At 72.1% G+C, this 23,397-nt stretch carries 21 protein-coding genes and 1 pseudogene; 7 read left to right on the top strand and 15 right to left on the bottom strand.

Annotated features, from left to right (window positions below; all coding sequences use genetic code 11):
• Positions 1-4 precede the first annotated feature (4 nt).
• The 8 genes and pseudogenes from BJ982_RS06175 to BJ982_RS06140 all read right to left on the bottom strand — a co-directional run bounded on the left by BJ982_RS06175 (position 5) and on the right by BJ982_RS06140 (position 7,666).
• Complete coding sequence (locus BJ982_RS06175; protein WP_184877417.1) at positions 5-409, bottom strand: DUF3147 family protein; 405 nt, start codon at positions 407-409, stop codon at positions 5-7.
• A complete protein-coding gene (locus BJ982_RS06170; protein WP_184877415.1) occupies positions 406-747 on the bottom strand; it encodes a DUF3147 family protein in 342 nt (113 codons plus the stop codon). Before BJ982_RS06170 ends, BJ982_RS06175 begins: the two co-directional genes overlap by 4 nt.
• 347 nt (positions 748-1,094) lie before the next feature.
• Positions 1,095-3,968: a type 2 lanthipeptide synthetase LanM family protein gene (locus BJ982_RS06165; protein WP_184877413.1), complete on the bottom strand. Its 2,874-nt coding sequence runs from the start codon at positions 3,966-3,968 to the stop codon at positions 1,095-1,097.
• 19 nt (positions 3,969-3,987) lie between these two features.
• The gene (locus tag BJ982_RS06160) at positions 3,988-4,176 is read right to left on the bottom strand and encodes a DUF6229 family protein (protein WP_184877411.1); all 189 of its coding nucleotides are present in this window, start codon (positions 4,174-4,176) and stop codon (positions 3,988-3,990) included.
• 26 nt (positions 4,177-4,202) lie between these two features.
• A complete protein-coding gene (locus tag BJ982_RS06155) occupies positions 4,203-4,391 on the bottom strand; it encodes a DUF6229 family protein (protein WP_184877409.1) in 189 nt (62 codons plus the stop codon).
• Between the two features lie 409 nt (positions 4,392-4,800).
• A pseudogene (locus BJ982_RS06150) lies at positions 4,801-5,445 on the bottom strand (sugar isomerase domain-containing protein); the annotation flags it as partial.
• A gap of 118 nt (positions 5,446-5,563) precedes the next feature.
• Complete coding sequence (locus BJ982_RS06145; RefSeq protein ID WP_184877407.1) at positions 5,564-6,736, bottom strand: zinc-dependent alcohol dehydrogenase; 1,173 nt, start codon at positions 6,734-6,736, stop codon at positions 5,564-5,566.
• A gap of 9 nt (positions 6,737-6,745) precedes the next feature.
• Positions 6,746-7,666: an SRPBCC family protein gene (locus BJ982_RS06140; RefSeq protein ID WP_184877405.1), complete on the bottom strand. Its 921-nt coding sequence runs from the start codon at positions 7,664-7,666 to the stop codon at positions 6,746-6,748.
• A gap of 266 nt (positions 7,667-7,932) precedes the next feature.
• Between BJ982_RS06140 and BJ982_RS06135 the strand changes: the two genes are divergently transcribed.
• The 4 genes from BJ982_RS06135 to BJ982_RS06120 all read left to right on the top strand — a co-directional run bounded on the left by BJ982_RS06135 (position 7,933) and on the right by BJ982_RS06120 (position 12,875).
• Positions 7,933-9,807, top strand: a complete 1,875-nt coding sequence (locus tag BJ982_RS06135) for a glycoside hydrolase family 15 protein (protein ID WP_239123442.1) — start codon at positions 7,933-7,935, stop codon at positions 9,805-9,807.
• 114 nt (positions 9,808-9,921) lie between these two features.
• Positions 9,922-10,371, top strand: coding sequence for a DUF1931 family protein (locus BJ982_RS06130; protein WP_184877401.1), 450 nt, complete (start codon positions 9,922-9,924; stop codon positions 10,369-10,371).
• A 12-nt stretch (positions 10,372-10,383) separates the two neighbouring features.
• Positions 10,384-12,387 (top strand): erythromycin esterase family protein, encoded by a 2,004-nt coding sequence (locus BJ982_RS06125; RefSeq protein ID WP_184877399.1) that lies wholly within the window; start codon positions 10,384-10,386, stop codon positions 12,385-12,387.
• Positions 12,388-12,446: 59 nt separating this feature from the next.
• Positions 12,447-12,875, top strand: a complete 429-nt coding sequence (locus BJ982_RS06120) for a DUF2267 domain-containing protein (protein WP_184877397.1) — start codon at positions 12,447-12,449, stop codon at positions 12,873-12,875.
• 22 nt (positions 12,876-12,897) lie between these two features.
• Here BJ982_RS06120 and BJ982_RS06115 read toward each other — a convergent pair whose 3' ends face one another.
• Together BJ982_RS06115 and nhaA are read right to left on the bottom strand one after the other, a co-directional pair.
• Positions 12,898-13,821, bottom strand: a complete 924-nt coding sequence (locus BJ982_RS06115) for a TIGR03620 family F420-dependent LLM class oxidoreductase (protein WP_184877395.1) — start codon at positions 13,819-13,821, stop codon at positions 12,898-12,900.
• Between the two features lie 93 nt (positions 13,822-13,914).
• The gene (gene nhaA, locus BJ982_RS06110) at positions 13,915-15,192 is read right to left on the bottom strand and encodes a Na+/H+ antiporter NhaA (protein ID WP_184877393.1); all 1,278 of its coding nucleotides are present in this window, start codon (positions 15,190-15,192) and stop codon (positions 13,915-13,917) included.
• A 667-nt stretch (positions 15,193-15,859) separates the two neighbouring features.
• Between nhaA and BJ982_RS06105 the strand changes: the two genes are divergently transcribed.
• Positions 15,860-17,677 (top strand): RICIN domain-containing protein, encoded by a 1,818-nt coding sequence (locus BJ982_RS06105; protein WP_184877391.1) that lies wholly within the window; start codon positions 15,860-15,862, stop codon positions 17,675-17,677.
• Positions 17,678-17,740: 63 nt separating this feature from the next.
• Here the strand turns inward: BJ982_RS06105 and BJ982_RS06100 are convergent, their stop codons facing one another.
• The 4 genes from BJ982_RS06100 to BJ982_RS06085 all read right to left on the bottom strand — a co-directional run bounded on the left by BJ982_RS06100 (position 17,741) and on the right by BJ982_RS06085 (position 20,238).
• Positions 17,741-19,012: a cytochrome P450 gene (locus BJ982_RS06100; protein WP_184877389.1), complete on the bottom strand. Its 1,272-nt coding sequence runs from the start codon at positions 19,010-19,012 to the stop codon at positions 17,741-17,743.
• Between the two features lies 1 nt (position 19,013).
• Positions 19,014-19,214: a ferredoxin gene (locus BJ982_RS06095; RefSeq protein WP_184877387.1), complete on the bottom strand. Its 201-nt coding sequence runs from the start codon at positions 19,212-19,214 to the stop codon at positions 19,014-19,016.
• Entirely contained in the window at positions 19,211-19,375 is a 165-nt protein-coding gene (locus BJ982_RS06090) for a hypothetical protein (protein WP_184877385.1), read from the bottom strand. Before BJ982_RS06090 ends, BJ982_RS06095 begins: the two co-directional genes overlap by 4 nt.
• A 77-nt stretch (positions 19,376-19,452) precedes the next feature.
• Positions 19,453-20,238: a TetR/AcrR family transcriptional regulator gene (locus BJ982_RS06085; RefSeq protein ID WP_203959360.1), complete on the bottom strand. Its 786-nt coding sequence runs from the start codon at positions 20,236-20,238 to the stop codon at positions 19,453-19,455.
• A gap of 114 nt (positions 20,239-20,352) precedes the next feature.
• Here BJ982_RS06085 and BJ982_RS06080 point away from each other — a divergent pair, with 114 nt between their 5' ends.
• Positions 20,353-21,102, top strand: coding sequence for a DUF2306 domain-containing protein (locus BJ982_RS06080; RefSeq protein ID WP_203959359.1), 750 nt, complete (start codon positions 20,353-20,355; stop codon positions 21,100-21,102).
• Between the two features lie 77 nt (positions 21,103-21,179).
• Here the strand turns inward: BJ982_RS06080 and BJ982_RS06075 are convergent, their stop codons facing one another.
• Entirely contained in the window at positions 21,180-21,545 is a 366-nt protein-coding gene (locus BJ982_RS06075) for a hypothetical protein (protein WP_184877381.1), read from the bottom strand.
• 446 nt (positions 21,546-21,991) lie between these two features.
• On the opposite strand from BJ982_RS06075, the gene BJ982_RS06070 reads away from it, so the two are divergent.
• Complete coding sequence (locus BJ982_RS06070) at positions 21,992-23,389, top strand: sensor histidine kinase (protein WP_184877379.1); 1,398 nt, start codon at positions 21,992-21,994, stop codon at positions 23,387-23,389.
• The last annotated feature ends 8 nt before the right edge of the window (positions 23,390-23,397 follow it).

The following is a 23,397-nucleotide window of genomic DNA, read 5'->3' as shown; positions in this document are numbered from 1 at the left end:
GGCGTCACCCGCCGTCGCGCCGCCCCTGGAAGAGCAGGTAGAGGGCGACGGCGACCAGTGCCCAGGCCACGGTCGCGGTCACGAGGACCAGCGCGGCGGGCAGCCGGGTGGCGAGCGCCCACACGCACACGGCGAACACGATCATGCCCGCCGCGCCGAGCACCGCGCCGCGGGCGTCCTGCTCGACCGGGAGGCGCCGGTGCTCCTCGTGCTCGATGAGGGTCAGCGTGGCGGCCAGGGTGGCGGGAAAGGCGAGGAACACGCCGCCCGTGACGGGGCCCCACCGGTCGGTGACCAGGGCCGCGACCACCGAGATGGCCGCGCCGAAGGCGAAACGCAGCGCCATGCCGGCCGGGTGCGCGCACCGCGCCCCGGACGGGCGCAGCCGGATCCTCTCCCGCCCGCTCACGGCATCAGCCACCATCCGAGGCCCGCGACGGCCAGCCACACCCCGACCGCCGCCGCCGAGCCGGCGACCGCGCCGAGACGCCCCACCAGAGGGACGGCCAGGGCGCAGTAGACCACCAGCGCCGCCGACCCGACGATCATGCCGAGCGCGGAGTCGGCGAGCGGACGGCTTCCCGCGTGCAGCACCGTGATGCTCATCCCCGCCAGGGCCACGGCGGGCCCCGCGGCGAAGATGCCGGCGAACCTCTTCGGGGACACCATCTCGCCGAGCAGGGCGAAGGCCGTCACCAGCAGGCCGCCGAACAGCCCGCGCAGCGCGAGCAACCAGACCTGGCTCATGACGCCTCCACGAGGTCCCCGCCGCGAACCGTCGCCTCAGGACGGGGATCATTGGATCCTGCCCCGTATTCCGCCCGCCCTACCAGCGCCGGGCTCCGGCCGGAGGTCCGCCGCCGCGGTGACCTTCGGCCCTGACCCGGGCGCGCGGCGGGGGAGCATCCTGTGACCTGGGGACTCCGCTCATACGGTGTACGGACGCCGCCACCGGCGCGGTGGCCGTGGTGCGCGGCGCCACGGACCAGGAGCCGGGCCGGGAGTGACGCCCGCGCCCTTTCCGGCACCGCCCCGCCGCCGTCTTCGGTGAGGCCGAGGCGAAGGTCGGTCTCCAGCAGCAGCTTGCCGTCCGGCTACGCGCCGGGGTCGGGGAGCAGCACCGAGGGCAGGGGGGCGCCGGGGCGGGCGCGCAGGAGCTGGTACAGCATGCCGCACACGCCGGGAAGCAGGCCGGGGGTGAAGGCGTCGCGGGCCAGGCCGGTGACCGGGCCGTGCTCCTCCACGGTGCCGATCATGTACGCGTACAGGTGCTCGCGGGTCAGCCGCTCGGGGCCGAGGCCGGCGTCGATCGCCCGCTCCAGCACCTCCCAGTTGCCGAGATCGCCGTGGCACAGCGTGTGGTTCCAGCCCATGCCGCGCTTCCAGCAGGACGCCGCCGCGCGGCGCAGCACGTCCTGCCACCGGGGGGACGCGTGCCGGGCCAGCAGGTCCGCCGCGACGACGCCGACGCCGCCGGCCCCGTGGCACCACGCGCTGGCCGTCACCTGCGGCTCGGCCTCGCGCAGGTCCAGCCAGCCGTCCCCGTCCGGGTCGTACAGGGACTCCTCGAACAGGAAGGCCCGGTCGGCCAGGGCGGCGAACCGCGCGGCCCCGGGCACCCCGGCGTCGGCCAGCCGGGCGAGGGCCCAGCCGATCCCGGTGGCGCCGTGCGCCATGCCACCGAGCCCGGTCCGGTTGTCGGCGTTGGGCCAGCGCGCCCCCCGGCCGTCGTCGGCGGCCAGCGCGACGAGGCGATCGCCGATCTCGCGGGCCCGCGTGGACCACCGCGCGTCGCCGGTGCGCCCGGCCAGGCGCAGCAGCGGCACCACGGCCCCGGCCATCCCGCCGAGCAGGTCGTAGACCTCGTCCGCCGCCACCGCCGCGGGCAGCTCCTCGGCCGGCACGCACGCCCGGGCCAGGGCCTCGTCGTCCGGGACGGCGCCGAGCCGGCCGAGCAGCAGCCAGCTCCAGATCCACGAGCCGATGCCGACATATCCGCCCGGCGGGTCGGGACGGCGGGGCGTCCCTGAGCGCCGCAGGGCGGCGTCGTGGTCCTCGGCCAGCCTGATCGTGTGGAGCAGGTCGGCCAGCAGCCGGTCCAGCCCCGGCACCTCGTCGGCCTCGCCCCGCGCGGTCTCGGCCACGTAGGCGGCCAGCGCGATCGCGACCCCGTGCGCCCCGCCGTACACGTCGGCGGTCAGCGACTGCACCGACCATCCTGAGGCGGTCAGCACCGGGGCGATCCAGGTCACCGTGCCGTCGTCGCCGCGCACCGCCGTGTCCCGCAGGCGGCGCGCCATGCCCGCCGCCAGCCGGCGGCGGCGCCCGTCCAGGTCGTCCTGCCGGATCAGGGGCGTGGCCATCCGCGCGGTCCGCGGCAGCCAGCCCTCGTTGAGGTAGGCGCTGACGAGCGCGGCGCGGATCACGTCGCGGTCCAGGGCCGACTCGCGCTCGCGCCAGCGCCGCAGCGCGTCCGCGATGAGGTCCTGTTCCTCTCCCCACGCGGTGCCGCCGGGTCCGTCCATGCGGCCGCGGGCCGGGGTCGTGGCGAAGAAGGGGATGTCGCCGTTCAGCAACTCGGTCACCTCGGCGTCTATGACCTTGGGGTCCGACGGCGTGCCCGGCTGGTTGTCCGCGTGCTCGGCCAGCAGGCGTGCCGCCGACCGGCACGCGGTGGCCTCGTCGTGCAGCGAACCGGGATGCCAGAGCATGCGGGCCAGCTCGGCGTACGCCTCGGTGGCGCGCGGCACCACGCGGACGGGGAGGTCGGCGAAGCCGGCCAGCATGCCGCCGAGGTCGCCGCGCCGGTCCAGGGCGTCCAGGTGGCCTGACAGCTCGGCGAACCCGTCCAGCACCAGGTCCCAGTAGCGGGCGAGGACGGGTTCGGGGCTCGGGTGGTTGCCCGCCGCCGCCATCTCCACGCGCCGCACGCCCAGCCTGGCCGCGTCCGTGCCCGCGTCGACGACGACCGGCACCCGCACGTGCGGCTGCTGGCCGGGCAGCGCGCCGAGGGCGGAGACGTCCACGCCACGCCAGCCGAGCGCGGCGCCGCGGCCGGGCAGCAGGCCGATGCGCAGCACCGACCCCATGAGCAGCTCGGACGCGCGGTCGACGGCCGCGCCGTGGCCGGAGGGCTTGGAGGCGGCGTGCGGGGTGAACAGCGTCTCGCAGTCGACGACGACCGGCGCGGGCCCGGCCGCGATGAGGTTCTCCGCGTGCAGGTCGCTGCCGCCGACCAGGCGCATCAGCGCGAGCCAGTGCCCGATGCCGCGGTAGAAGGCGCGCAGCTCGGCGTCGCCGGCGCAGTAGCGGTGCGCGATGTGCTCCGCCCAGCCGTGGTCCGGGCGGGTGAGCACCTCGGGTACGCGGATCACGGCGCCGTGGGGCAGCGCGGGCGCCAGGCGGGCGATCAGGCGTGCCAGCTCGCGGTCCACGGCGAGGGATCGCGGCTTGTAGACCACCCGCCCGCCGGAGCCGTGCAGGACGGCGACCGCGCGTCCGCCGCGGTGGCTGTCACCGGCGCCGAACCGGACCTCGGTCAGCTCGCCGCCCGGGGCGCCGGGCAGTGCGGCGAGGTCGGCGCGGTCGGCGGCGAACCTGCGGGCCAGCTCCTCGGCCGCGGCGCACCGGTTGGCGACGATCACGGCGAGCCGGGACCGCATCGTCGGGTAGTGCGGGGTCAGCGAGCGCCAGAACTCCGGGGTCGCGGCCGTCGCCTTCCATTCGCGCCACCGTGCCTCGGGGGTCGCGCCCCGCAGCCGGCCGCTGATCCTGGCCGCGTTGAGCTCCAGCAGCAGGACCCGGTTCACCTTGCGGCGGACGGTCTCCTCCAGCGCCTCCGCCGCGCCCCGGTGGATCACACGGGCCTCCGCCGCCGTGAGGCCGGGGACCGAAGCCAGTACGGCCGACAGCCTGTGCAGCGCCGGGGCGGTCAGGTGGTCGAGCGACGGGTCGAAGTCCCCGGCCATGCTTCTCACCCTTCGTCGGTCAGCAGCACGGGTGGGTGAAGGAGCCGCTGCACGCGGTGGCCCTGCGCGTCTCGACGAAGGCCGTCGTCAGGTCCGACTCGGCGTACGCGCTCAGGAGCGGACCGGCCGGGTTCTCCCAGCCGTCGACGTCCGCGCCGCTGCGCCACGCGGCGATGATCTCTTCGGAGCGTTCGGTGGTCACGGGCATTCGTTGTTCCCTCCGGCCTTCGTCGGTCAGCAGCACGGGTTGGTGTTGGCGCCGGTGCACGCGGTGGGTCTGCGCGTCTCACCGAAGGCGGTGGTGATCTCGGACTCGGCGTACTCGCTGAGGAGCGGACCGGCGGGGTTCTCCCAGCCGTCGACGTCCGCGCCGCTGCGCCACGCGGCGATGATCTGTTCGGAGCGTTCCAGGGTGACTGGCATTTCTTACTCCCTTCGCGACCTGGTGGTGCAGATCCACGTTAACGGGATGTTTCGCGAAATCAACAGCCACCAGTTACAGATCCCGCTTTGTCGCCATTTATTGGAACGGGAATGGGGAGAAGGTGTAGCGAATGTTATGCCGAATGCGATTCGTATCGCGGTCATCGGCCGGTGGCGCCGCCCGTGCCACCCGCCCGGCACGATACGGACCAGGTGATCCGACCGTATCGCGAATTCGGTCGCATGCTCCCCGGCCGGGTGCCGCACGGGTGGCCGGCACCGTGACCTGGGGGGCTCGTGCCTCATTTCCGGCACCGGGTGGGTTCCGGAATTACGGCCGCATGACAAAGCCGTTTTCGCGTCGCGCGTTCACGGAGCGCGGCGCGCGCGGCGGTTGTGACAACGCCCGTCAGGGCTCGCTCTTGCGGATCCGGGCGGCGTACTTGGCCAGGACCCGCTCGTTGTGGTCGTCGCCGGCCGGGATGTTCGCGGACAGATAGACCGGCGGGGCGATGCCGCGCGCGAGCAGGTCCGCGCAGATCTCCGCGGTGATGAGCTGGGCGATGAGCACGCTCGTCATGGTCGAGGTCGGGACGATCTTGGCGCCGTTGGCCGGCGTGTAGGCCGCGTCGCCGGGCACGCCGCAGTTGTCGATCACGACGTCCGCCTCGTCGAGCAGGCGCCGCCCCGACGGGTGCCGGGAGGGCGTGGTCATGCTGTGCGCCACGGAGGTGACCGCGACGACGGCGTTGCCGTTCGCCCGTGCGAGCTTGGCCATCTCGACGATCGTGCCGTTGATGCCGGAGTTGGAGGCGATCAGGAAGACGTCGTCCGCGCGGATGTCGTGCAGCGACCAGATGCGCCGCGCGAGCGAGGGGTCCCGTTCGCTGGTGGGGTCGAGGATCTCGGCGGGGCCGGCGCCGCCGTGCATGACGAGATCCTTGATCGCGATCTGGTTCGCGGGCACCAGGCCGCCCGCGCGGCCGGCGATCTCCATGGTGAACGAGCGGGAGTGCCCGGTGCCGAACGCCTGGATGATGCCGGAACCGGGCCGGGCGGAATCGGTCGTCTGTGCGGCGGGTGGACATGGAACGGAAGACGGTGGAACCGAGGGGCGATCGGCTCCACCGTTCTCCCGCCCGCGCCTTCGCTCAGGGCGGGCGCGTCTCCGGTCACCAGGGGTGCAGGACGACCTTGTTGCACTCGTTCTCCTTGTGCTTGAACATCTCGAAGCCGCGCGGGGCGTCCTCCAGGTCCAGGTGGTGGGTGATCACGAAGCTGGGGTCGAGCGCCCCCTCCCTGATCCTTCGCAGCAGAGGCTCCATGTACCGCTGGACGTGGCACTGGCCCGTCTTCATGGTCAGCGACCGGTTCATCAACGAGCCCATCGGGAACTTGTCCACCAGGCCCGCGTAGACGCCGATCACCGAGACGATGCCGCCGTTGCGGCAGGCCAGGATCGCCTCCCGCAGCGCGTACGGCCGGTCGGTCTCGACCCGGGTCGCCTGCTTGGCCCGGTCGTAGGCGTGGACGACCGGGACGGGGTAGTGCGCCTCCATGCCCACGGCGTCGATGCACGCGTCAGGCCCCCGGCCCGCGGTCATGTCCCGCAGCGCGTCCAGGACGTCGGTCTGCTCGTAGTTGATCGTCTCCGCGCCGGCGCGTGCGGCGATCTGGAGCCGGTATGGGAAGCGGTCGATGCAGATCACCCGCTCGGCGCCCATGAGCAGGGCGCTCGCGACCGCGAACTGTCCCACCGGGCCCGCGCCCCACACGGCGATCACGTCGCCCGGCTTGATCTCGCACATCTCGGCGCCCATCCAGCCGGTGGGGAGGATGTCGGACAGGAGCAGCACCTTGTCGTCGGGCAGGTCGTCGTCGACCACGATCGGCCCGACGTCGGCGAAGGGCACGCGGGCGTACTGCGCCTGGCCTCCGGGGTACCCGCCGAGCATGTGGGAGTAGCCGAAGATCCCCGCCGGGGAGTGGCCGAGGAGCTTCTCGGCCATGCCCGCGTTGGGGTTGGAGTTCTCGCACACGGAGAACAGCCCGTTCTCGCAGGCCAGGCACCCGCCGCAGGCGATCGGGAACGGGACGACGACCCGGTCGCCCACCCGGAGCGTGGTGACCCCGGGGCCGACCTCCACGACCTCGCCCATGAACTCGTGGCCGAGGACGTCGCCCTTCTTCATGGTCGGGACGAAGCCGTCGTACAGGTGCAGGTCGGAGCCGCAGATCGCGGTGGAGGTGATGCGGACGACGGCATCCCTCGGGTTGATGATCCGGGGCTCGGGGACCTCCTGGACCTCGACCGTGTTGCGCCCCATCCAGCAGTTGGCCTTCATGGTCCCTCCTCACCTCACCGGCTGCGCGGGGCGCTGGAAGAGCTGCCGCCGGGCGCGCGTGCCCTCGGGGCTGCCTTCCGAGCGGGCCACCTCGCCGGCCTCCATGACCTGCTTGAACCGGCGCAGGTCGTCGCACACCTGCTGCTGGGGGTGCTCGCCGAGCAGCCGGGCGAAGGCGAGGCCGACCTTGCCCGCGGGCGGGTCGTAGTCGATGTCCACCCGGACCTCGGTGCCGTGCCCGCCGGGGGCGTCGGTGAAGCGCACCGAGCCCCGGTTGCGCACGGTGGCGCCCTCGACCGACCGCCAGGCGATCAGTTGCTCGGTCTGGTCCTCGATGATCTCGGCGTCCCACTCGACGCGCTTGTGGGCGGGGCCCTTGGCCCTCCAGTGCGAGTACCCGCCCGCGATCGGCTCCACCGACTCCAGGTGGATCATGAAGCGCGGCAGGTTCTCGACGTCGCGCCAGAACCGGTAGACCTCCCGGCGCGGCCGGTTGACGGTGGTGGCCGCGCGCAGGTTGGTGAGGTGGTGCGACGGGATGCCCGGCTCGTGGCCGCCGCGCACCGCGGTGACGATGTCGGCGAAGGCGATGCCGGTCACGGCGGCGGTGCTCGCGGCGAGACGCCGCCGGCCGCCGCCGTCCTCGGGCTCGGCCATCAGGCGGCCCAGCAGGGCCAGGTCCATGGCGTCGCCCGCCACGCGGGTCCACACCAGCGGGCCCGGCCTGCGGCTTCCGAGCAGGACGGCGGCCTGGAACAGCTCCCGGATGCCGACCAGCCGCACCACCTGGCGGGCCCAGGGCCTGTCCCCGACGCCGATCACCCGGAGGACGGCGTCGGGCGCGGCGACCTGGAGGACGCCCAGGCCCGCGCTGACCCATCCGAGGACGCCGGCCCAGCGCTGAGCGCTGTGGTGATCTGCTTCGCTCATGTGAACCTCACATGGCCGAGTGATTCTCGATGCGATCCACCGGGCGCCGCCTTCGCGCCCTCGCCGGGCGTCGTCCCCCGGCCCGCGGCGAATCCTTCGTGTACCGCTAAGCCGTACCCCTCTGACCCGGGGCGACACTGATCCGAGTAGGTGGTTTGGTGGTATATATGCTGATTTAGCCGGGTTTGGTGGCTAGGGGGAGACCTGCCGGGCCGCCCGCCGGCGCACGGGGGTGCTTCGAGATGGACACGTCGCGTGGAGAATCGGTGTTCCCTCCGATCGCCGACTACGGCTTCCTCTCCGACTGTGAGGTCACGGCCTTGGTCGCGCCGAGCGGGAACATCGAATGGCTGTGCCTGCCCCGGCTGGACTCCCCGAGCGTGTTCGGGGCCATCCTCGACCGGAGCGCGGGCGGTTTCCGCCTCGGCCCCGCCGACATCGCCGTCCCCTCGGCGCGGCGCTACCTGCCCGGCACGATGGTGCTGGAGACGAGCTGGGGGACGGCCACCGGCTGGATCATCGTCCGCGACCTCCTGCTCATCGGCCCGTGGCACCACCACGGGGAAATGTCCCGCACCCACCGGCGGGCGCCGACCGACTACGACGCCGACCATGTCCTGCTGCGGACCGTCCGCTGCGTCAGCGGCGAGGCGCAGATCACGCTCGACTGCGAGCCGGTCTTCGACTACGGCCGGCTGGCGGCCGACTGGTGCTACACCGACCGCGGCTACCACCAGGGCCTCGCCCGCGCCGAGGGAACGCCGATCGAGCTGAAGCTGACCACCGACATGCGGCTGGGGTTCGAGAAGGGGCGGGCCGTGGCCCGTACTTTGCTGAAGCAGGGGCAGACGCGGTTCTGCTCGCTGTCCTGGACCGAGCACGAGCCGCCGTACACCTTCGACGAGGCGTACCGCCGCCTGGTGTGGACCGCGCACCACTGGCAGCACTGGCTCGCCCGGGGCCGCTTCCCCGACCATCCCTGGCGCGGATGCCTGGAGCGCAGCGCGCTGACCCTCAAGGGCCTGACCTTCGCCCCGAGCGGCGCCCTGGTCGCCGCGCCCACCACCTCGCTGCCCGAGACGCCCGGCGGCGAGCGGAACTGGGACTACCGCTACAGCTGGATCCGCGACTCCACCTTCGCGCTCTGGGGCCTCTACACGCTCGGCCTCGACTGGGAGGCCGACGACTTCTTCTGGTTCACCGCCGACGTCGCCGAGCGCGACCGGGACCTGCAGGTCGTGTACGGCGTGGACGGCGAGCGCGACCTGGAGGAACGGGTGCTCGACCATCTTCACGGCCACGACGGCGCGCGGCCGGTGCGTGTGGGCAACGCCGCCTACCGGCACCGCCAGAACGACGTGTGGGGGATGGTGCTGGAGTCGTTCTACATCCACACCCGGTCCCGCGACCGCCTGGACCAGCGCATGTGGCCCATCCTGAAGCGCCTGGTCGAGTCGGCCATCGAGCACTGGCGGGAACCCGACCGGGGCATCTGGGAGGTACGCGGCGAACCCAAGCACTTCACCTCCTCCAAGGTCATGTGCTGGGTGGCGCTGGACCGGGGCGCCCGCCTGGCGCGCACGCGCGAGGAGACCGAACTGGCCGCGCGCTGGCAGTCGGTCGCCGACGAGATCCACGCCGAGGTGTGCGCCCGCGCGGTCAGCGAGCGGGGGACGTTCACCCAGCACTACGACACCGACGCCCTGGACGCGTCCCTCCTGCTCATCCCCCTGGTCGGCTTCCTGCCGCCGGAGGACGCGCGCGTCCGGAGCACCGTGCTGGCCATCGCCGGCGAGCTGACCGTGGACGATCTCGTGCTGCGCTACTCCACCAAGGACACCGACGACGGCATGCCGGGCGAGGAGGGCACCTTCACGATCTGCTCGTTCTGGCTGGTGTCCGCGCTCACCGAGATCGGGGAGCTGTGCCGGGCCCGCCGCCTCTGCGAGAAGCTCGTGTCCTTCGCGAGCCCCCTCGGCCTCTACGCCGAGGAGATCGACCCGCTCACCGGGCGGCACCTGGGCAACTTTCCCCAGGCGTTCGCGCACCTGTCGCTGATCAACGCGGTGATCCACCTCATCCGCGCCGAGCACGGCGAGCCCGCGGCGCGCGCGGGCGACTTCCCCGGCGGAAGGCTCTGACCACCTTCCCCACGCCAAGAAGAGGGGCGTAGTGTCAGCTTTAGCGAGCTATGTCCGAATTGATGGATATGAGGTGCTTTTAGTCTCAGGGAAGCACGGTCGGAAGGAACTCGCATGGTACTCATGGCGGTGCCGCGATTCGAGCGGTTCTTTCGCGCGGCGGCGGGTCTGGACGTGGACAAGGCCGACCTGCGGCGCTACAACGACTTCGTCAACGGCAAGCTCTACGACCTGCTGGTGATCGCGGAGGCCCACGCCAAGGCCAACGGCCGCGACGTCGTGGAGCCGTGGGACCTGCCCGTCACCAAGGGCCTGCAGGAGAGCATCCACCGGTTCAGGGAACTGGACCACGACATCGCGCTCACGCCCGTCCTGGAGCGGCTCGCCGCGTTCCCGCCGCTGAACGGCTCCCTCGGCACGGAGGTGGTGGAGCGGCTGCCGGAGGTGGTCGGCGGTCTCTCACTGGCCCTGGCCCGCACGTTCAAGATCCTCGATCCCGGCCGGAAGAACCCCACCGCCGAGGAATGGGACCGCGCCATCTCCGTCTTCGAGCTCCTGCTCTAGGAGGCCGCCGCCATGTCGAACCGCCTGTTCCAGAATCGGCGCGACGCGGGGCGGGTTCTCGCGGGTCTGCTGGACGGCTACCGGGACCGCCCCGGCGTCGTCGTCCTGGCGCTCCCGCGCGGCGGGGTGCCGGTGGCGTACGAGATCGCCATGTCCCTGGACGCGCCGCTCGACGTCTTCCTCGTGCGAAAGCTCGGCGTGCCCGGCCGGGAGGAGCTGGCGATGGGCGCGATCGCCGGTGGCGGGGCCGTCGTCGTGAACGAGGACATCGCGGGGGCGCTCGACATCCCGGCGGAGACGATGCGCGCGGCGGCCCGGCGCGAGGCCCATGAACTGCTCAGGCACGAGAGGATCTACCGCGAGGGACGGCAGCCGCCCGAGCTCACCGGGAAGACGGTCGTGCTGGTGGACGACGGGCTCGCGACCGGGGCGAGCATGCGGGCGGCGATCCACGCCCTGCGCGGGTTCGAGCCCGCCGCCATCGTCGTCGCCGTGCCCGCCGCGCCCGAGTCCACCCTTGAGGACCTGGAGTTCCTCGTCGACGAGGTGGTCTGCGCCACGACCCCGTCGCCGTTCCTCTCCGTCGGCCGGTCCTACTGGGACTTCACCCAGGCGACCGACGAGGAGGTCCGCGACCTGCTGCGCGCGGCGTCCAGGACCCGCACCGGGCCGCACGGCACGCGGGCCATGAGCGACGTCGCCGCCGTCCGCGCCGAGGCGCTGTCCACCGAGGACGGCGTCCCCGGCGACGACGCCCTGTTCACGCTCGTGGGGGACGCGCGCGTCGTCCTCATCGGCGAGGCGTCCCACGGCACCCACGAGTTCTACGCGGCACGCGCCCGGATGACCCGTCGCCTCATCGAGGAGAAGGGGTTCCGCGCCGTCGCCGCCGAGGCCGACTGGCCCGACGCCTACCGGGTGAACCGGTACGTCCGGGGACACGGCGAGGACGGCTCCGCCGAGGAGGCGCTGCGCGGCTTCGTACGCTTCCCCGCGTGGATGTGGCGCAACGCGGTCATGCTCGACTTCGCCGGATGGCTGCGCGGGCACAACGACGGCCTGCCGGAGGAGGACCGCGCCGGCTTCTACGGGATCGACCTGTACGGCCTCCACCGGTCCATGCACGAGGTCATCGCCTACCTGGAGCGGGTGGACCCGGCCGCCGCGGCGCGGGCCCGCGAGCGCTACGCCTGCTTCGACCACCAGGACGGCGACGAGGGCCGGGCGTACGGCTTCGCGGCCGGGTTCGGAGCGGGGGAGAGCTGCGAGCGCGAGGTGGTCGACCAGCTCGTCGATTTGCGGCGCCACGCCCTGGAGTACGCGCGGCGCGACGGGATCCTGGCCGAGGACGAGCTGTTCTACGCCCAGCGCAACGCGCGGGTGGTCGCGGCGGCCGAGGAGTACTACCGCACCATGTTCCGGGGCCCGGTCTCGTCGTGGAACCTGCGCGACCGTCACATGGCCGAGACGCTGGAGGCGCTGGCCGCCCACCTGGGCCGCCGGGGAGGCCCCGCGAAGATCGTGGTGTGGGCGCACAACTCCCACGTGGGGGACGCGCGGGTGACCGAGGCCGGCACGCGCGGCGAGGTCACCCTAGGGCAGCTCGCCCGCGAGCGGTTCGCCGGGGAGTGCCGCCTGATCGGCTTCACCACCTACACGGGCACGGTGACCGCGGCGGACGACTGGGACGGGCCCGCCGGGCGGAAGCGGGTGCGTCCGGGGCTCCCCGAGTCGATCGAGGAACTGCACCACGAGGTCGGGGGCAAGGAGTTCCTGGTCTCGTTCGCGGTCGCGCCGGAGGCCGCGCGGGCGCTGCGCAAGGCCCGCCTGGAACGGGCGATCGGCGTGATCTACCGGCCGCGGACCGAGCGGCAGAGCCACTACTTCCGCTGCCGCGTGTCCGAGCAGTTCGACGCCGTGATCCACATCGACGAGACGCGGGCCGTCGAACCCCTCGAACGCACGGCCCGGTGGGAAGAGGGCGAAGTTCCGGAGACCTATCCGTTCACCGTCTGACGCGCCGCAGGCACGACGGGCCCCGTGAACGGCGAAACCGCAGGGACGGAGCAGAACCGATGGCGGACACGGGATACTCATCGTTCAACACCACCGTCGACAAGACCAACCACCTGCTCAAACAGATCGAGCAGGCGTACGGCTGGCCCAAGGAGCGGCGCAACCAGTCCTACGCCGCCGCGCGGGCGGTCCTGCACACGCTGCGCGACCGGCTGACCGTCGAGGAGGCGGCGCAGCTCGGCGCCCAGCTCCCGATGCTGGTCCGCGGCCTCTACTACGAGGGCTGGGACCCGAGCGCCGTGCCGGCCAAGATGGACAGGCGGAAGTTCCTGGCACGCGTGCGCAAGGAGTTCCCCTACGAGGTCAAGGGCGGCACCGAGCAGCTCGTCGCGACGGTGCTGACCGCCCTGCGCGCCTACATCGCCGACGGCGAGTGGGAGGACGTCAAGGCGAGCATGCCGAGGGACCTGGCCGACGTGCTCCCCTAGCCGTGCCTGGCAGGGCCCCGCGTCAGCCGAGGACGGCGGGGGCGAGCCGCCGGAGCTGCTCGACGCACCCGTCGGTCGAGTCCGCCAGGGGCTGGACGCAGACGTGGTCGGCGCCGGCCTCGTGGTGGGCGCGCACCCGTTCGGCCACGGTGTCCGGATCACCCCACGGCACGATCGCGTCCACCAGCGCGTCGCTGCCGCCGTCGCCGAAGTCGGCGTCCGACCAGCCGAGCTCGCGCAGGCTGTTGAGGTAGTTCGGCAGCTCCAGGTAGAAGGACATGTACTCCCGCGCGGCGGCGCGGGCCCGGTCCGGGCTGGTCTCCAGCACGAACGCCTGCTCGGGGGCCAGCAGCGGTTCCGGGCCGAGGATCTCCCGCGCCCGCAAGGTGTGCTCGGGGGTGACGAAGTAGGTGTGCGCCCCCTGGGCGCGCTCGGCCGCCAGGCGCAGCATCCGCTCCCGCAGGGCCGCGAGCACCCGGGCGGGCGGTTCCGGCAGCGGGGGCTGGTAGGGGGCGCGGTCCATGGCGTCCAGGTAGGCCCGCATGGTCGCGACCGGTCTGCCGTACGCGTGCCCCCGGGGCCGCACCAGCGGGTCGTGGCTCACGCCGAGGCCGAGGACGAAGCGTCCCTCCCACGCCTCGGCGAGCGCGTTCGCCCCGGCCGCCACGGCGGTCGCGTCCCGTGCCCAGATGTTGGCGATGCCCGTGGCGACCATGAGGTCGTCGGTCGCCGACAGCAGGATCGACGCGTTGACCAGCGACTCCTTGCCGCCCAGCAGCTCGCCGAACCACAGGGCCCGGTATCCCAGCTCCTCGATCGTGACCGCCGCGGCCCGGCTCGTGGCCGCGGGGTCGAAGCACGGCCGGGCGAGCCACACCCCGACGCGGCCCAAACGCTCTTTCAGCGCCGCGGGGTCCGTCCGCGGCGCGGTGTTCGTCTCGTGCATGGCCGGCCTCCGGTCCTGGTCACGCTCGGGAGCCTTCCCCGTCTCCCGCGGGCGGAGGTGCGGGTCACATCAATGTTTTCCGCTTTTCCGGTGCTATCCGTTCTCCTCGGCCTGCCGGATGCGGAGATAGACACGGCCGCGCAGGCGCAGGATCACGGAGGCGAGCACGGCCGCGGTGAGCGACCCGGCGAGCACCGCGATCGTGACGTGCCGGCCCGCGGTGGTGTCGGCCCCGAAGGCCAGCTCGCCGATGAGCAGCGACACGGTGAACCCCATCCCGGCCAGGACGGACAGGCCGAGCACGTCGATCCATGCGAGACCCGAGTCGAGTTCCGCCCGGGTGAAGCGGGCCACCAGCCAGGTGGCCGCCATGACCCCCGCGGGCTTGCCGATCACCAGCCCGGTGGCCACGCCGACCGCCACGGGGTCGCCGAGCGCGGTGGCGACGCCGTCCAGGCCGCCGAGCGTCACCCCCGCGGACAGGAACGCGAACACCGGGACCGCCAGGGAGGCCGAGATGGGCCGGAAGCGGTGCTCGAAGTGCCCGGCGAGGTCGGGCACGGAGCCGGGGACAGAGCCGGCCGGAGAGCCGGGCGCGTCGGCACGCCGTACGGGCACCGCGAAGGCCAGCAGCACCCCGGCGACGGTGGCGTGCACGCCGGACGCGTGGACCAGCGCCCAGGTGACCACCGCGAGCGGTATCAGCAGCCACCACGCGCGCACCCCGCGCCGTACCAGCACGGCGAACGCCGCCAGGGGGAGCAGCGCGGCGAGCAGGGGCGGCACCGACAGGTGGGTGGTGTAGAAGACGGCGATGATCACGATGGCGACCAGGTCGTCCACGACGGCGAGCGCGAGCAGGAAGGCCCGCAGCGCCGAGGGCAGGTGCCGTCCCGCGACCGCCAGCACGGCCAGGGCGAAGGCGATGTCGGTGGCCGTGGGGATCGCCCAGCCCTTGGCCGTCGCCGTGCCCATGGTGAGGCACAGGTAGATCGCGGCCGGGACGATCACGCCGCCGAGTGCGGCCGCGACCGGCACCGCCGCCTGGCGCGGCCGGCGCAGGTCGCCGGCGATGAACTCCCGCTTGAGCTCCAGCCCGGCCACGAAGAAGAAGATCGCCAGCAGGCCGTCCGCCGCCCAGGCCGCCGTGTTCAGGCGCAGGTGGAGGGCGGCGGGCCCGAACTCGAAGGCGCGCACGGCGTGGTAGGCGCCGGACCATGGGCTGTTGGCCCAGACCAGCCCCGCCACCGCGGCGAACAGCAGCAGGGCGCCTCCGACGGTCTCTTCGCGCAGGACGGCGGCGATACGGCCGGCCTCGCCTTTCGAGCCTCGGCCCAGCAGGCGGAACGCCTTCGTCTGTGAGGTGCCCACGAACGCTCCAGGGTCGCCATTGAATCGGACATTGCCGACCAGACTTCCCGGCGCACCGTTCCCTACCTTAAAGGAAGACGGGACCGTGATCCGGCGGGGGCCGGGTGGACCCCGGCTGCCTGAGCCGGGCGGCCGACGCGCTCGACCGCTTCCCGCGCCTCGCGGTCCTCACCGCGCGGATCCTCGTGGAGCCGGACGTGCTGGGGAACGGCGGTCGCCGCCGCCGCACGTCGAGCCGCGTTTCGCCGTCCTGGAGGGGCCGCGGTGCCGTTCGGCCGCCCACCGCCACGTGAGCTGACCGGCCCCGGGAATCCCGGTTATTACGCTTCACCGTGAAAGTGGCCGGGCTTTGTCATGGCCGTTAATCATGGCGGTCCGCCTTTCGTATATGTCAGGACGGCCATCGCCTCCGCCTGGCGTCTTCCGGCCGTCGTCTGGCCGTCGTCTCGCCGTCACCTGCCGTGTTCCTCGACTTCGGTGTGTGTTCGAAGCGGAAAGAAGCGTTACCCAACGTGTTGACAAACACGCCAATACGCGCTGACATCCATCGAGTCAATGGCTTGTGATAAATATTACAAGCGCCTTGCATTTACTCCGTCGGATGTGATCATTGCCGATGAATCGCCCCTTTGAGGGTGTATCCGTACACCGATGGGAGTTCATCGGAATGCAACCCAGGCGAAAGCTGTCCCTCCTCGCCGCATGGCTCCTCCTCGCGACCGGCCTGATCGCCTTACCCTCGGCGGCCATGGCCGCCCCCCGGGACGACGGTCCCGTCCGCGTCGCCTCCGACGTCTTCCCGGGCGCGAAGATCGGCCAGCGGGCGGGACCGGCCGCCCTGGCGCCGAGCCAGGCCAAGGCCGCCCGGGTCAGCCCGCAGCTCGTCGCCTGCGACGGCGACGGCACCAGCGGAAAGCGCGTCGAGGTCCTGTACGTGCGGGAGCCGTCCATGCCCGACCGCTACACCCAGCTCCTCCCCATGATCCGCGCCTGGCTCGCCAACGCCGACGACGCCTTCAACGACGCCGCCGCCACCTCCAACCGCAGCAGGCACGTCCGCTACGTCACCACGGCCGTGTCCGGGGGCTGCGCCGCCGTCGTGCGCAACGTGGTCGTCCCCGCCGGCTCGCTCGTCGACTTCGCCTCCGGCAAGAGCGCCGTCGCGGCCCTCGGCTACACCAGCACCGACCGGCACTACCTGCTGCTCACCGAGGCCACGGTCATCTGCGGCATGGGTGAGATCAGCGGCGACGACACCACCACCGGGTCCACCAACCTCAACAACGGCCTCGCCTACGCCCGCGTCGACGCCATCCCCGGGTGCTTCGGCGCCAACGCCATCGCCCACGAGCTCGGGCACACCTTCGGCGCCGTGCAGCTCAGTGCCGCCCACTCCGACGGGAGCTGGCACTGCCTCGACCAGTGGGACCTGATGTGCTACGGGGGCACGCCCACGTGGTCCTGCCTGCAGTGGAACGACTACCGCCTCCCCGACTGCAACCGGGACGACTACTACAACGCCGCCCCCACCGCGGGCAGCTACCTCGCCACCCACTGGAACGTCGCCAACAGCGCGTACCTGATCCAGGGCGGCACCGCCGACAGCGACCCGCACCCCAAGACCGGTAATACCTACGTCATCACGAACGTGGCCACCGGAGGGGCACTGGAACCCATCGGCGCCTCCACCGGGGCGCTGACGGAGCTGAGCCAGCGCACGCGCGTCGACACCCCCAGCCAGAAGTGGCTGATGGGCTACACGACCGGGCTGCAGTTCATCAACGTGGGCAGCCGCCTGTGCGCCGACAGCGCCTACAGCGGCACCACGCCCGGCACGACCCTGCTGCAGTACATCTGCAACGGCCAGGACGGCATGCGCTTCGCCTACCTGCCGACCGGCACCAACACCTACGCGATCTTCGACTGGCTGTCCGGTCTCGCGCTGACCGCGGGCTCGGCCTACCCCGCCCCCGTCACCCAGGAGGTCTACACCGGGGCGACCAACCAGCAGTGGGTGTTCAACCAGGTCACCGGTATCGCACCGGTCAACAACGGCATTTACTACCTGCAGGGCCTCGGCACCCGCGACAACGCCGAGCCCGCGGGCGGCTCGACGGCGTCCGGCGCGCTGATCACGCACAACGCGCCGTCCGGGGCCACCAGCCAGCGCTGGCAGCTCCAGGCCACCGGCTCGTACTGGAAGCTCGTGAACGTCAACAGCTCCAAGTGCCTGGACCTGGTGACGGCGAGCAGCTCCAACGGCGTCCAGATCAGGCAGGCGACCTGCGGCACCGCGACCAACCAGCAATGGACGCTGCGCCGCGTCGCGGACGGGACGTTCTACCTGGTCAACCGCTTCAGCGGCAAGGTGCTGGACTCGCCCACGAGCGGCACAACGCTCGACCAGCAGACCATCACCGGTAACACCGACGGCGGCAGCGGCATCGTCGCCGGCAACCAGATCTGGTACCTCAACCCGGTCTGACCCACCGTGGGCCGCCCTTTCCGGGGCGGCCCACGCCTTTCCTTCCTGAGCTTCCCGGAACGGTCAGCCGATACGGAGCGGGAGGGCCCGCGGGCCGCGGACCTGGCCCGCCGCCCAGGTCACGGCCGAGGGGGCGGCGAGGTGGAAGACGGGGAGGCGCTCCAGCCAGACCTCCAGGGCGATCCGCAGCTCCATGCGGGCCAGGTGGGAGCCCACGCAGCGGTGGATGCCGAGGCCGAACGCGACGTGCCGGTTGACCTCGCGGTCCAGGACCACCTCGTCCGCCCGGTCGAACTGCGCCGGGTCACGGTTGGCCGCGGGGAACGACAGCAGGATCCAGTCCTCGGCCCTCATGTCGACGCCGCCCCAGCGCATGTCGTCCTTGACCAGCCGCGCCATCGTCACCGGCGCGTAGACCCTGAGCAGCTCCTCCATCGCGGTCGGGAGCAGGCCGGGCTCGGCCACCAGCCGCTCGCGGTGCTCGGGCGTCTTCGCCAGGTGCCACAGCGACGCCCCGATCGCGCTCCACGTGGTGTCGATGCCGGCGATCAGCAGGAGCGACATCGTGCCGGCCACGTGGGACGGCTGCAGCTTCGTGCCGTGGAGCTCGGCGTTCATGAGGTACGTCGTCAGATCGTCGCGAGGGTTGTCGACGTGGTCGCCGATCTGGTCGTACAGGTAGTCGAACAGCGCGTCCAGCCGCCGGATCCGCTCGTCCGGCGGCAGGTTGGCGCCTTCGAGCGTGTTCTCGACGAACTCCCGGAACCGCGGCCCGTCCTCGGGCGGGAAGCCCAGCATGTCGGCGATGACCCGGACCGGGATGTGCTGGGCGTAGTCGCGCGCCGCGTCCACGACCTCCCGGCCCTCCAGCGCGTCGACGAGCTCGTGGCAGTAGGCGCGGGTCGCCTCCTCCCGTTTGGCGACCGCGCTCTTGGTGAAGGCCGGGAGCAGCAGCTTGCGGGCGTCGTGGTGGAAGGGCGGGTCGGAGGAGATCGGCGGCGCGCCGCCGACCGGCGCCAGCGTCTGGGGCGGCCGGTAGTTGCCCATGATGACCGCCCGCGACGAGAAGCGCTCGGTGTCGTAGGCGATGGCCGCGACGTCGTCGTACCGGGTCGGCAGCCAGCCGCCTCCGAACCGGTCGGTGTGCGCGATCGGGCAGCGCCGCCGCAGGTCGTCCTGGATCGGGTACGGGTCGGCGGCCCACTCGGGCTCGGTGTGGGAGAAGTCGGTGGTCCAGTCCGACACCGGGCCGGTGACGACCTGGTTGCGGGCGCCCATGAGACGGTCGCTCGGCTTCTCCCGGAACTGCCGCGTGAAGCGGTCCTCGACGGTCATGTCAGGGCTCCCGGCCGGTCTCGATCGCGCGCTCCGGGCAGTTGGACACCGCGAGGCGCGCCGCCTCCTCCTCCCCGGGCGGCACGGCGCCGTCCCCGAGGACCTTCCCGTACCCCTCGTCGTCCTCGCCGAACAGGCCCGGCGCGAGGTCGTAGCAGCGGCCGTGGCCCTGGCACCGCCGAGGGTCGATCTTCAGTCTCATTCCGGCGCTCCCTCTGTGTCGTGATGTCCCTCGCGACGGGCGGCGACCAGCGCCTCGGCGATCAGAAATTCGCCCGGCCGCGGGAGCAGGCCGACGGTGAGCGGCAGATCGATGATCGGCCGATTCGACTCGGTGGCGGTGACCACCGAGATACGCCCCATACCCCAGATTAAAAGATCATTCACACGGCATGTCAAGAAATGGTGGGAGTTTTCGCAGCTAGCGACGATTAATGGGTTTATTCGGAGGTTTTGTAGTCGGTGTCCGGTGAAGTCCGGTACTCCGGATCGCGGTGGCCGATCAGGGTGTCGATGCCGTCGAGAATGCGGTCGAGCCCGGCCGTGAAGCCCGCCTCGGGAGCGGCGTCCGGCTCGGGGGCGAAGGCACCCCCCGCGATGGCCTCCGCCAGATCAGGGAACCGCTCGGCGTCCACCAAGCGCGTGAGCAGCGTCTCATAGGCCGCCTCGTCGGTGAGGGCCTCGGCGGGCTGCCAGGGAGGGCGCGCCCAGATCTGCGCGTGGCCGCGCGTGTAGTACATCACCAGCATGAGCGCCGACAGCTTCTCTCTCGGCGACAGCGGCGTGTCCCTCAGCGTGCGCAGCCCGGCGTCCACCCAGGCGAGCTGGCCCGGGTCCAGAGGCGGGCCGCCGGTGATCTGGAGGATCCAGGGGTGCCGGTGGTAGACCCCGAGCATCTCCAGCGCCCACCGCCCCAGCCCGGCCCGCCAGCCGCCCGGGCCCGGCTCGATGCGCGGCGCGGGGGTCGACGCCGCGTCGGCCATCAGGAGCTGCAGCTCGTCCTTGCCGGCGACGTGCCGGTACAGCGACATGGTGGCGCAGCCGAGACGCTGGGCGAGCCGGGCCATGGACAGCGCGGGCAGGCCCTCCTCGTCGGCGAGGGCGATGGCCGCGTCGACGATGCGCGGCAGGCTGAGCGCCTGCGCCGGGCCGCGCGGGCGGCGTTCCCTGCCCTTCCAGAGGGCTTCCAGTGAGCGCGGCAGATCGTCGCGGGACTTCTCGTTCATCGCCGCCATGGTAGCAAGCCTACGCGTATCTCATACGCAAGGCGTATTCCCTACGCGATGCGCATGCTCTACGCTCTGCGTACGTCATACGCATCCAGGCGAACGGAGCCGTCCATGGCCATCTCCACGCGGGCACCTCAAGAGCACGACCCCAGCCCGTCACCGCGGGCTCGCGCGCGCGTTCCCTGGTGGCGGCGGCCCTGGATGGCGCCGCTCGGGTTCCTCGCCGTGCTGTTCCTGGCCTTCTCGCTGCCCCCGTACCTCACCGGCGACCCCGCGCGGTCCCGGGTGCCGCAGGTGGAGGGCTTCGCCGCCCACTACCCGCTGCTGGTCGCCCACGTGCTGTTCGCGAGCGTGGCCATGATCACCTGTTTCCTGCAGGTGTGGCCGTGGTTCCGGCGGCGCCACCCCGCCGCGCACCGGTGGGCCGGTCGCGTCTACGTCTTCGCCGGCGTGCTCCCCGCCGGACTCTCCGGCATCGTCATCGGGGCGGTCACGCCGTTCGGGCCGGTGCTGGCGGTCAGCAACGTCATGCTGGCGCTGCTGTGGCTCGGCTGCACCGCCGCCGGGTACCGCATGGCCAGGCGGCGCCGGTTCGCCGACCACCGGCGATGGATGCTGCGGGCCTTCGCGCTGACGTTCTCCATCATCACCAACCGGATCTGGGGTGTGATCCTCACCCTGACGCTCACCCCGTCGCTGGACACCCTCTTCGGCGGCGACCAGCAGGAGCTGACCCGGACCGTGGCCGGGCTCGGCGGCTGGCTGGGATGGACGGTGCCCCTGCTGCTGGTCGAGTGGTGGCTGGAGCGCGGCGCCGCCGGCAGGCGCCGCGCCCGTGCCCGCGCCGGCACCGCCGCCTGAGCGCGACCGGATGGATGCGGAAGGTCCTGGAGCGTGATCGCTCCAGGACCTTCGTGATCATGATCCACGAGGGTGGATCACCACCAGAAGTCGGTGAGCTCCCAGATGGGGAAGCCGAACCCGCCGCCCCAGCCGCCCCAGTTGCCACCGCCGTGGCCGCCCCACTTGCCGTGGCCGCCACCATGACCGCCGCCGTGGCCGCCCCAGTTGCCGCCGCCGCCCTCCCAGCCGCTCCACTTGCCGTGGCCGCCGCTCCAGCCGCCCCACTTGCCGTGGCCGCCGCCGTGGCCCCATTTGCCGTGGCCGCCCTCCCAGTCGCCGCCGGTCGTGACGGCGGTGGACGCGGCGGCGCCGGTGGCCGTCACGGCGCTCAGCCCCACGGCGCCACCGGTGAGCGCGGCCGTGACGGCGAGCGTCGCGGCGAATTTCTTGATGCCGGGCATTGCGTATCCCCCTTGATGTCGGGTCCCCCTATGAAGGCATTTATCGCTTGTATCGAGATAAATGCGCAGGTGACTCGTCCAGAGCCTGCCCACCTAGGGTCTTTCCAGGCCGATGCCCGGCAAACGACGATAACTACCTCTTGGTCGCTATTTAGCCTCTCATTATGTCATTCACCGTGAATAGTCGGATATGTCCGAATACTTCGAATAGTTCGAATGAGTGACCGGGGTGCGCGACCAGCCGCCACGCCGGCCCCGTCCGGTCCACGTCCGGGAGCCGCGCCCCTCCGGTTTTGCCTTGGTAGTGCCGCTGACCAGCGGGTATGTACGACGATGCGTTGGATGCGTGGGCGGACGATCACCGCCCGATCACGTCTCGGGACCCGCGGACGACGCCTCATCGACAGGCTCAGGGCCGGTGCGGTCCATTGGCGGGGGAGGGGAGGATGAACGCCAGGCACGGACGTTCGATCACCCGCCGCATCACCGTGTTCACCGGCATGGTGGCCGCCGTCCTCTCCACGCTGATGGCCGTCGCGCTGATGACCGCCCTCCACCATTACGCCACCACCAAACTCACCGAGGAAATCCGCGCGACCGCGGGCCGCGTGGCGCTCAAGGTGGAGCACGGGCAGGTGGATCCCGTGCTCACCGTCCGGCGGTTCCGCGACGTGCAGATCGTCGATCAGGACGGCCGGGTCGTGGCGTCCACCCCCGCCCTGCGCGGACAACCCCCGATGGCGACGTTCACCCCCGACGGCGAGGGCACCCGGAACCAGGTCGTGTGCGACGGCGTCGCCGGGCGGGACCGGTGCTTCATCGTCGTGGCGCAGTCCGCGCACCGGCCGGGCGGCGACTGGACCGTCTACACCGCCTCGCCGCAACTTCCCGTGTGGACCGACCCGGGGCTGGCCGCCCTGGTGGGCGCCTCGGTGATCCTGCTGACCGTCGCGATCACCTACCTCGGCAACCGCATCGTCACCAGGTCCCTGCGGCCGGTGGACGCGATCCGCAGAGAACTGGACGAGATCAACGTCTCCTGTCCCGGCCGCCGTGTGCCCGCGCCGGCCGACACCGAGATCCACGAGCTGGCCGACAGCGTCAACCACACGCTGACCCGGCTCCAGGGCGCCATGGAGCAGCAGCGCCAGTTCGCCTCCGCCGCCTCCCACGACCTCAGAAGTCCCATCACCGCCATGCGCGCCGAGGTGGAGGACGCCATGCTGGCGCCCCGGCAGACCAGCGTCCCCGCGCTGGCCGAGGCCATCCTGGCGGGCCTGGACCGGCTGGAGTCGATCGTCTGCGACCTGCTGACCATCGCCCGCCTGGAGTCCGGCGTGCCGCCCGAGCGTGAGCCGGTGGACCTGGTCGAGATGGTGGTGGGGGAGTGCCGGATGCGCCACCAGACGACCAAGAAGATCGTCTGCCATCTGGAGCCCGGCGTGGTGGTGCTCGGCGACCGGACCCACTTGGGCCGGCTGTTCACCAACCTCCTGGACAACGCCGACCGGCACGCCGAGAGCATGATCACGGTCGTGGTGGGCCACGGCGACGCCGCCGGCGAGGGCTTCCCGCACGGCGCCGCCGTGCTGGAGGTCCTCGACGACGGCCCCGGCATCGCCCCGGACAAGCGCGAGCTGGTCTTCCAGCGGTTCGCGCGCCTGGACCAGGCCCGTGCCAAGGACGCGGGCGGCACCGGCCTGGGCCTGGCGATCGCCCGCCAGATCGCCGAGTCCCACGGCGGCACCCTCCGCATCGAGGACAGCTCCACCGGCGCCCGCTTCGTCCTCCGCCTGCCCCGCCACCCCGGCCACGCGCCCGCCGCGGACCCGGCCGCCTCCTGAGCGCGCGC

Source organism: Sphaerisporangium siamense, from assembly GCF_014205275.1.
Taxonomy (GTDB): Bacteria; Actinomycetota; Actinomycetes; order Streptosporangiales; family Streptosporangiaceae; genus Sphaerisporangium; species Sphaerisporangium siamense.
Note: the sequence above shows the minus strand (reverse complement) of the source record. Positions and strands in the feature narration are given on the sequence as shown.

Coding starts and splice junctions, on each gene's coding strand:
- BJ982_RS06170 (WP_184877415.1), bottom strand. CDS start 747: ATGAGCCAGGTCTGGTTGCTCGCGCTGCGCGGGCTGTTCGGCGGCCTG.
- BJ982_RS06165 (WP_184877413.1), bottom strand. CDS start 3,968: ATGGCCGGGGACTTCGACCCGTCGCTCGACCACCTGACCGCCCCGGCG.
- BJ982_RS06160 (WP_184877411.1), bottom strand. CDS start 4,176: ATGCCCGTGACCACCGAACGCTCCGAAGAGATCATCGCCGCGTGGCGC.
- BJ982_RS06155 (WP_184877409.1), bottom strand. CDS start 4,391: ATGCCAGTCACCCTGGAACGCTCCGAACAGATCATCGCCGCGTGGCGC.
- BJ982_RS06145 (WP_184877407.1), bottom strand. CDS start 6,736: ATGAAGGCCAACTGCTGGATGGGGCGCAACACGGTCGAGGTCCAGGAG.
- BJ982_RS06140 (WP_184877405.1), bottom strand. CDS start 7,666: ATGAGCGAAGCAGATCACCACAGCGCTCAGCGCTGGGCCGGCGTCCTC.
- BJ982_RS06130 (WP_184877401.1), top strand. CDS start 9,922: ATGGTACTCATGGCGGTGCCGCGATTCGAGCGGTTCTTTCGCGCGGCG.
- BJ982_RS06125 (WP_184877399.1), top strand. CDS start 10,384: ATGTCGAACCGCCTGTTCCAGAATCGGCGCGACGCGGGGCGGGTTCTC.
- BJ982_RS06120 (WP_184877397.1), top strand. CDS start 12,447: ATGGCGGACACGGGATACTCATCGTTCAACACCACCGTCGACAAGACC.
- BJ982_RS06115 (WP_184877395.1), bottom strand. CDS start 13,821: ATGCACGAGACGAACACCGCGCCGCGGACGGACCCCGCGGCGCTGAAA.
- BJ982_RS06105 (WP_184877391.1), top strand. CDS start 15,860: ATGCAACCCAGGCGAAAGCTGTCCCTCCTCGCCGCATGGCTCCTCCTC.
- BJ982_RS06100 (WP_184877389.1), bottom strand. CDS start 19,012: ATGACCGTCGAGGACCGCTTCACGCGGCAGTTCCGGGAGAAGCCGAGC.
- BJ982_RS06095 (WP_184877387.1), bottom strand. CDS start 19,214: ATGAGACTGAAGATCGACCCTCGGCGGTGCCAGGGCCACGGCCGCTGC.
- BJ982_RS06090 (WP_184877385.1), bottom strand. CDS start 19,375: ATGGGGCGTATCTCGGTGGTCACCGCCACCGAGTCGAATCGGCCGATC.
- BJ982_RS06085 (WP_203959360.1), bottom strand. CDS start 20,238: ATGAACGAGAAGTCCCGCGACGATCTGCCGCGCTCACTGGAAGCCCTC.
- BJ982_RS06080 (WP_203959359.1), top strand. CDS start 20,353: ATGGCCATCTCCACGCGGGCACCTCAAGAGCACGACCCCAGCCCGTCA.
- BJ982_RS06075 (WP_184877381.1), bottom strand. CDS start 21,545: ATGCCCGGCATCAAGAAATTCGCCGCGACGCTCGCCGTCACGGCCGCG.
- BJ982_RS06070 (WP_184877379.1), top strand. CDS start 21,992: ATGAACGCCAGGCACGGACGTTCGATCACCCGCCGCATCACCGTGTTC.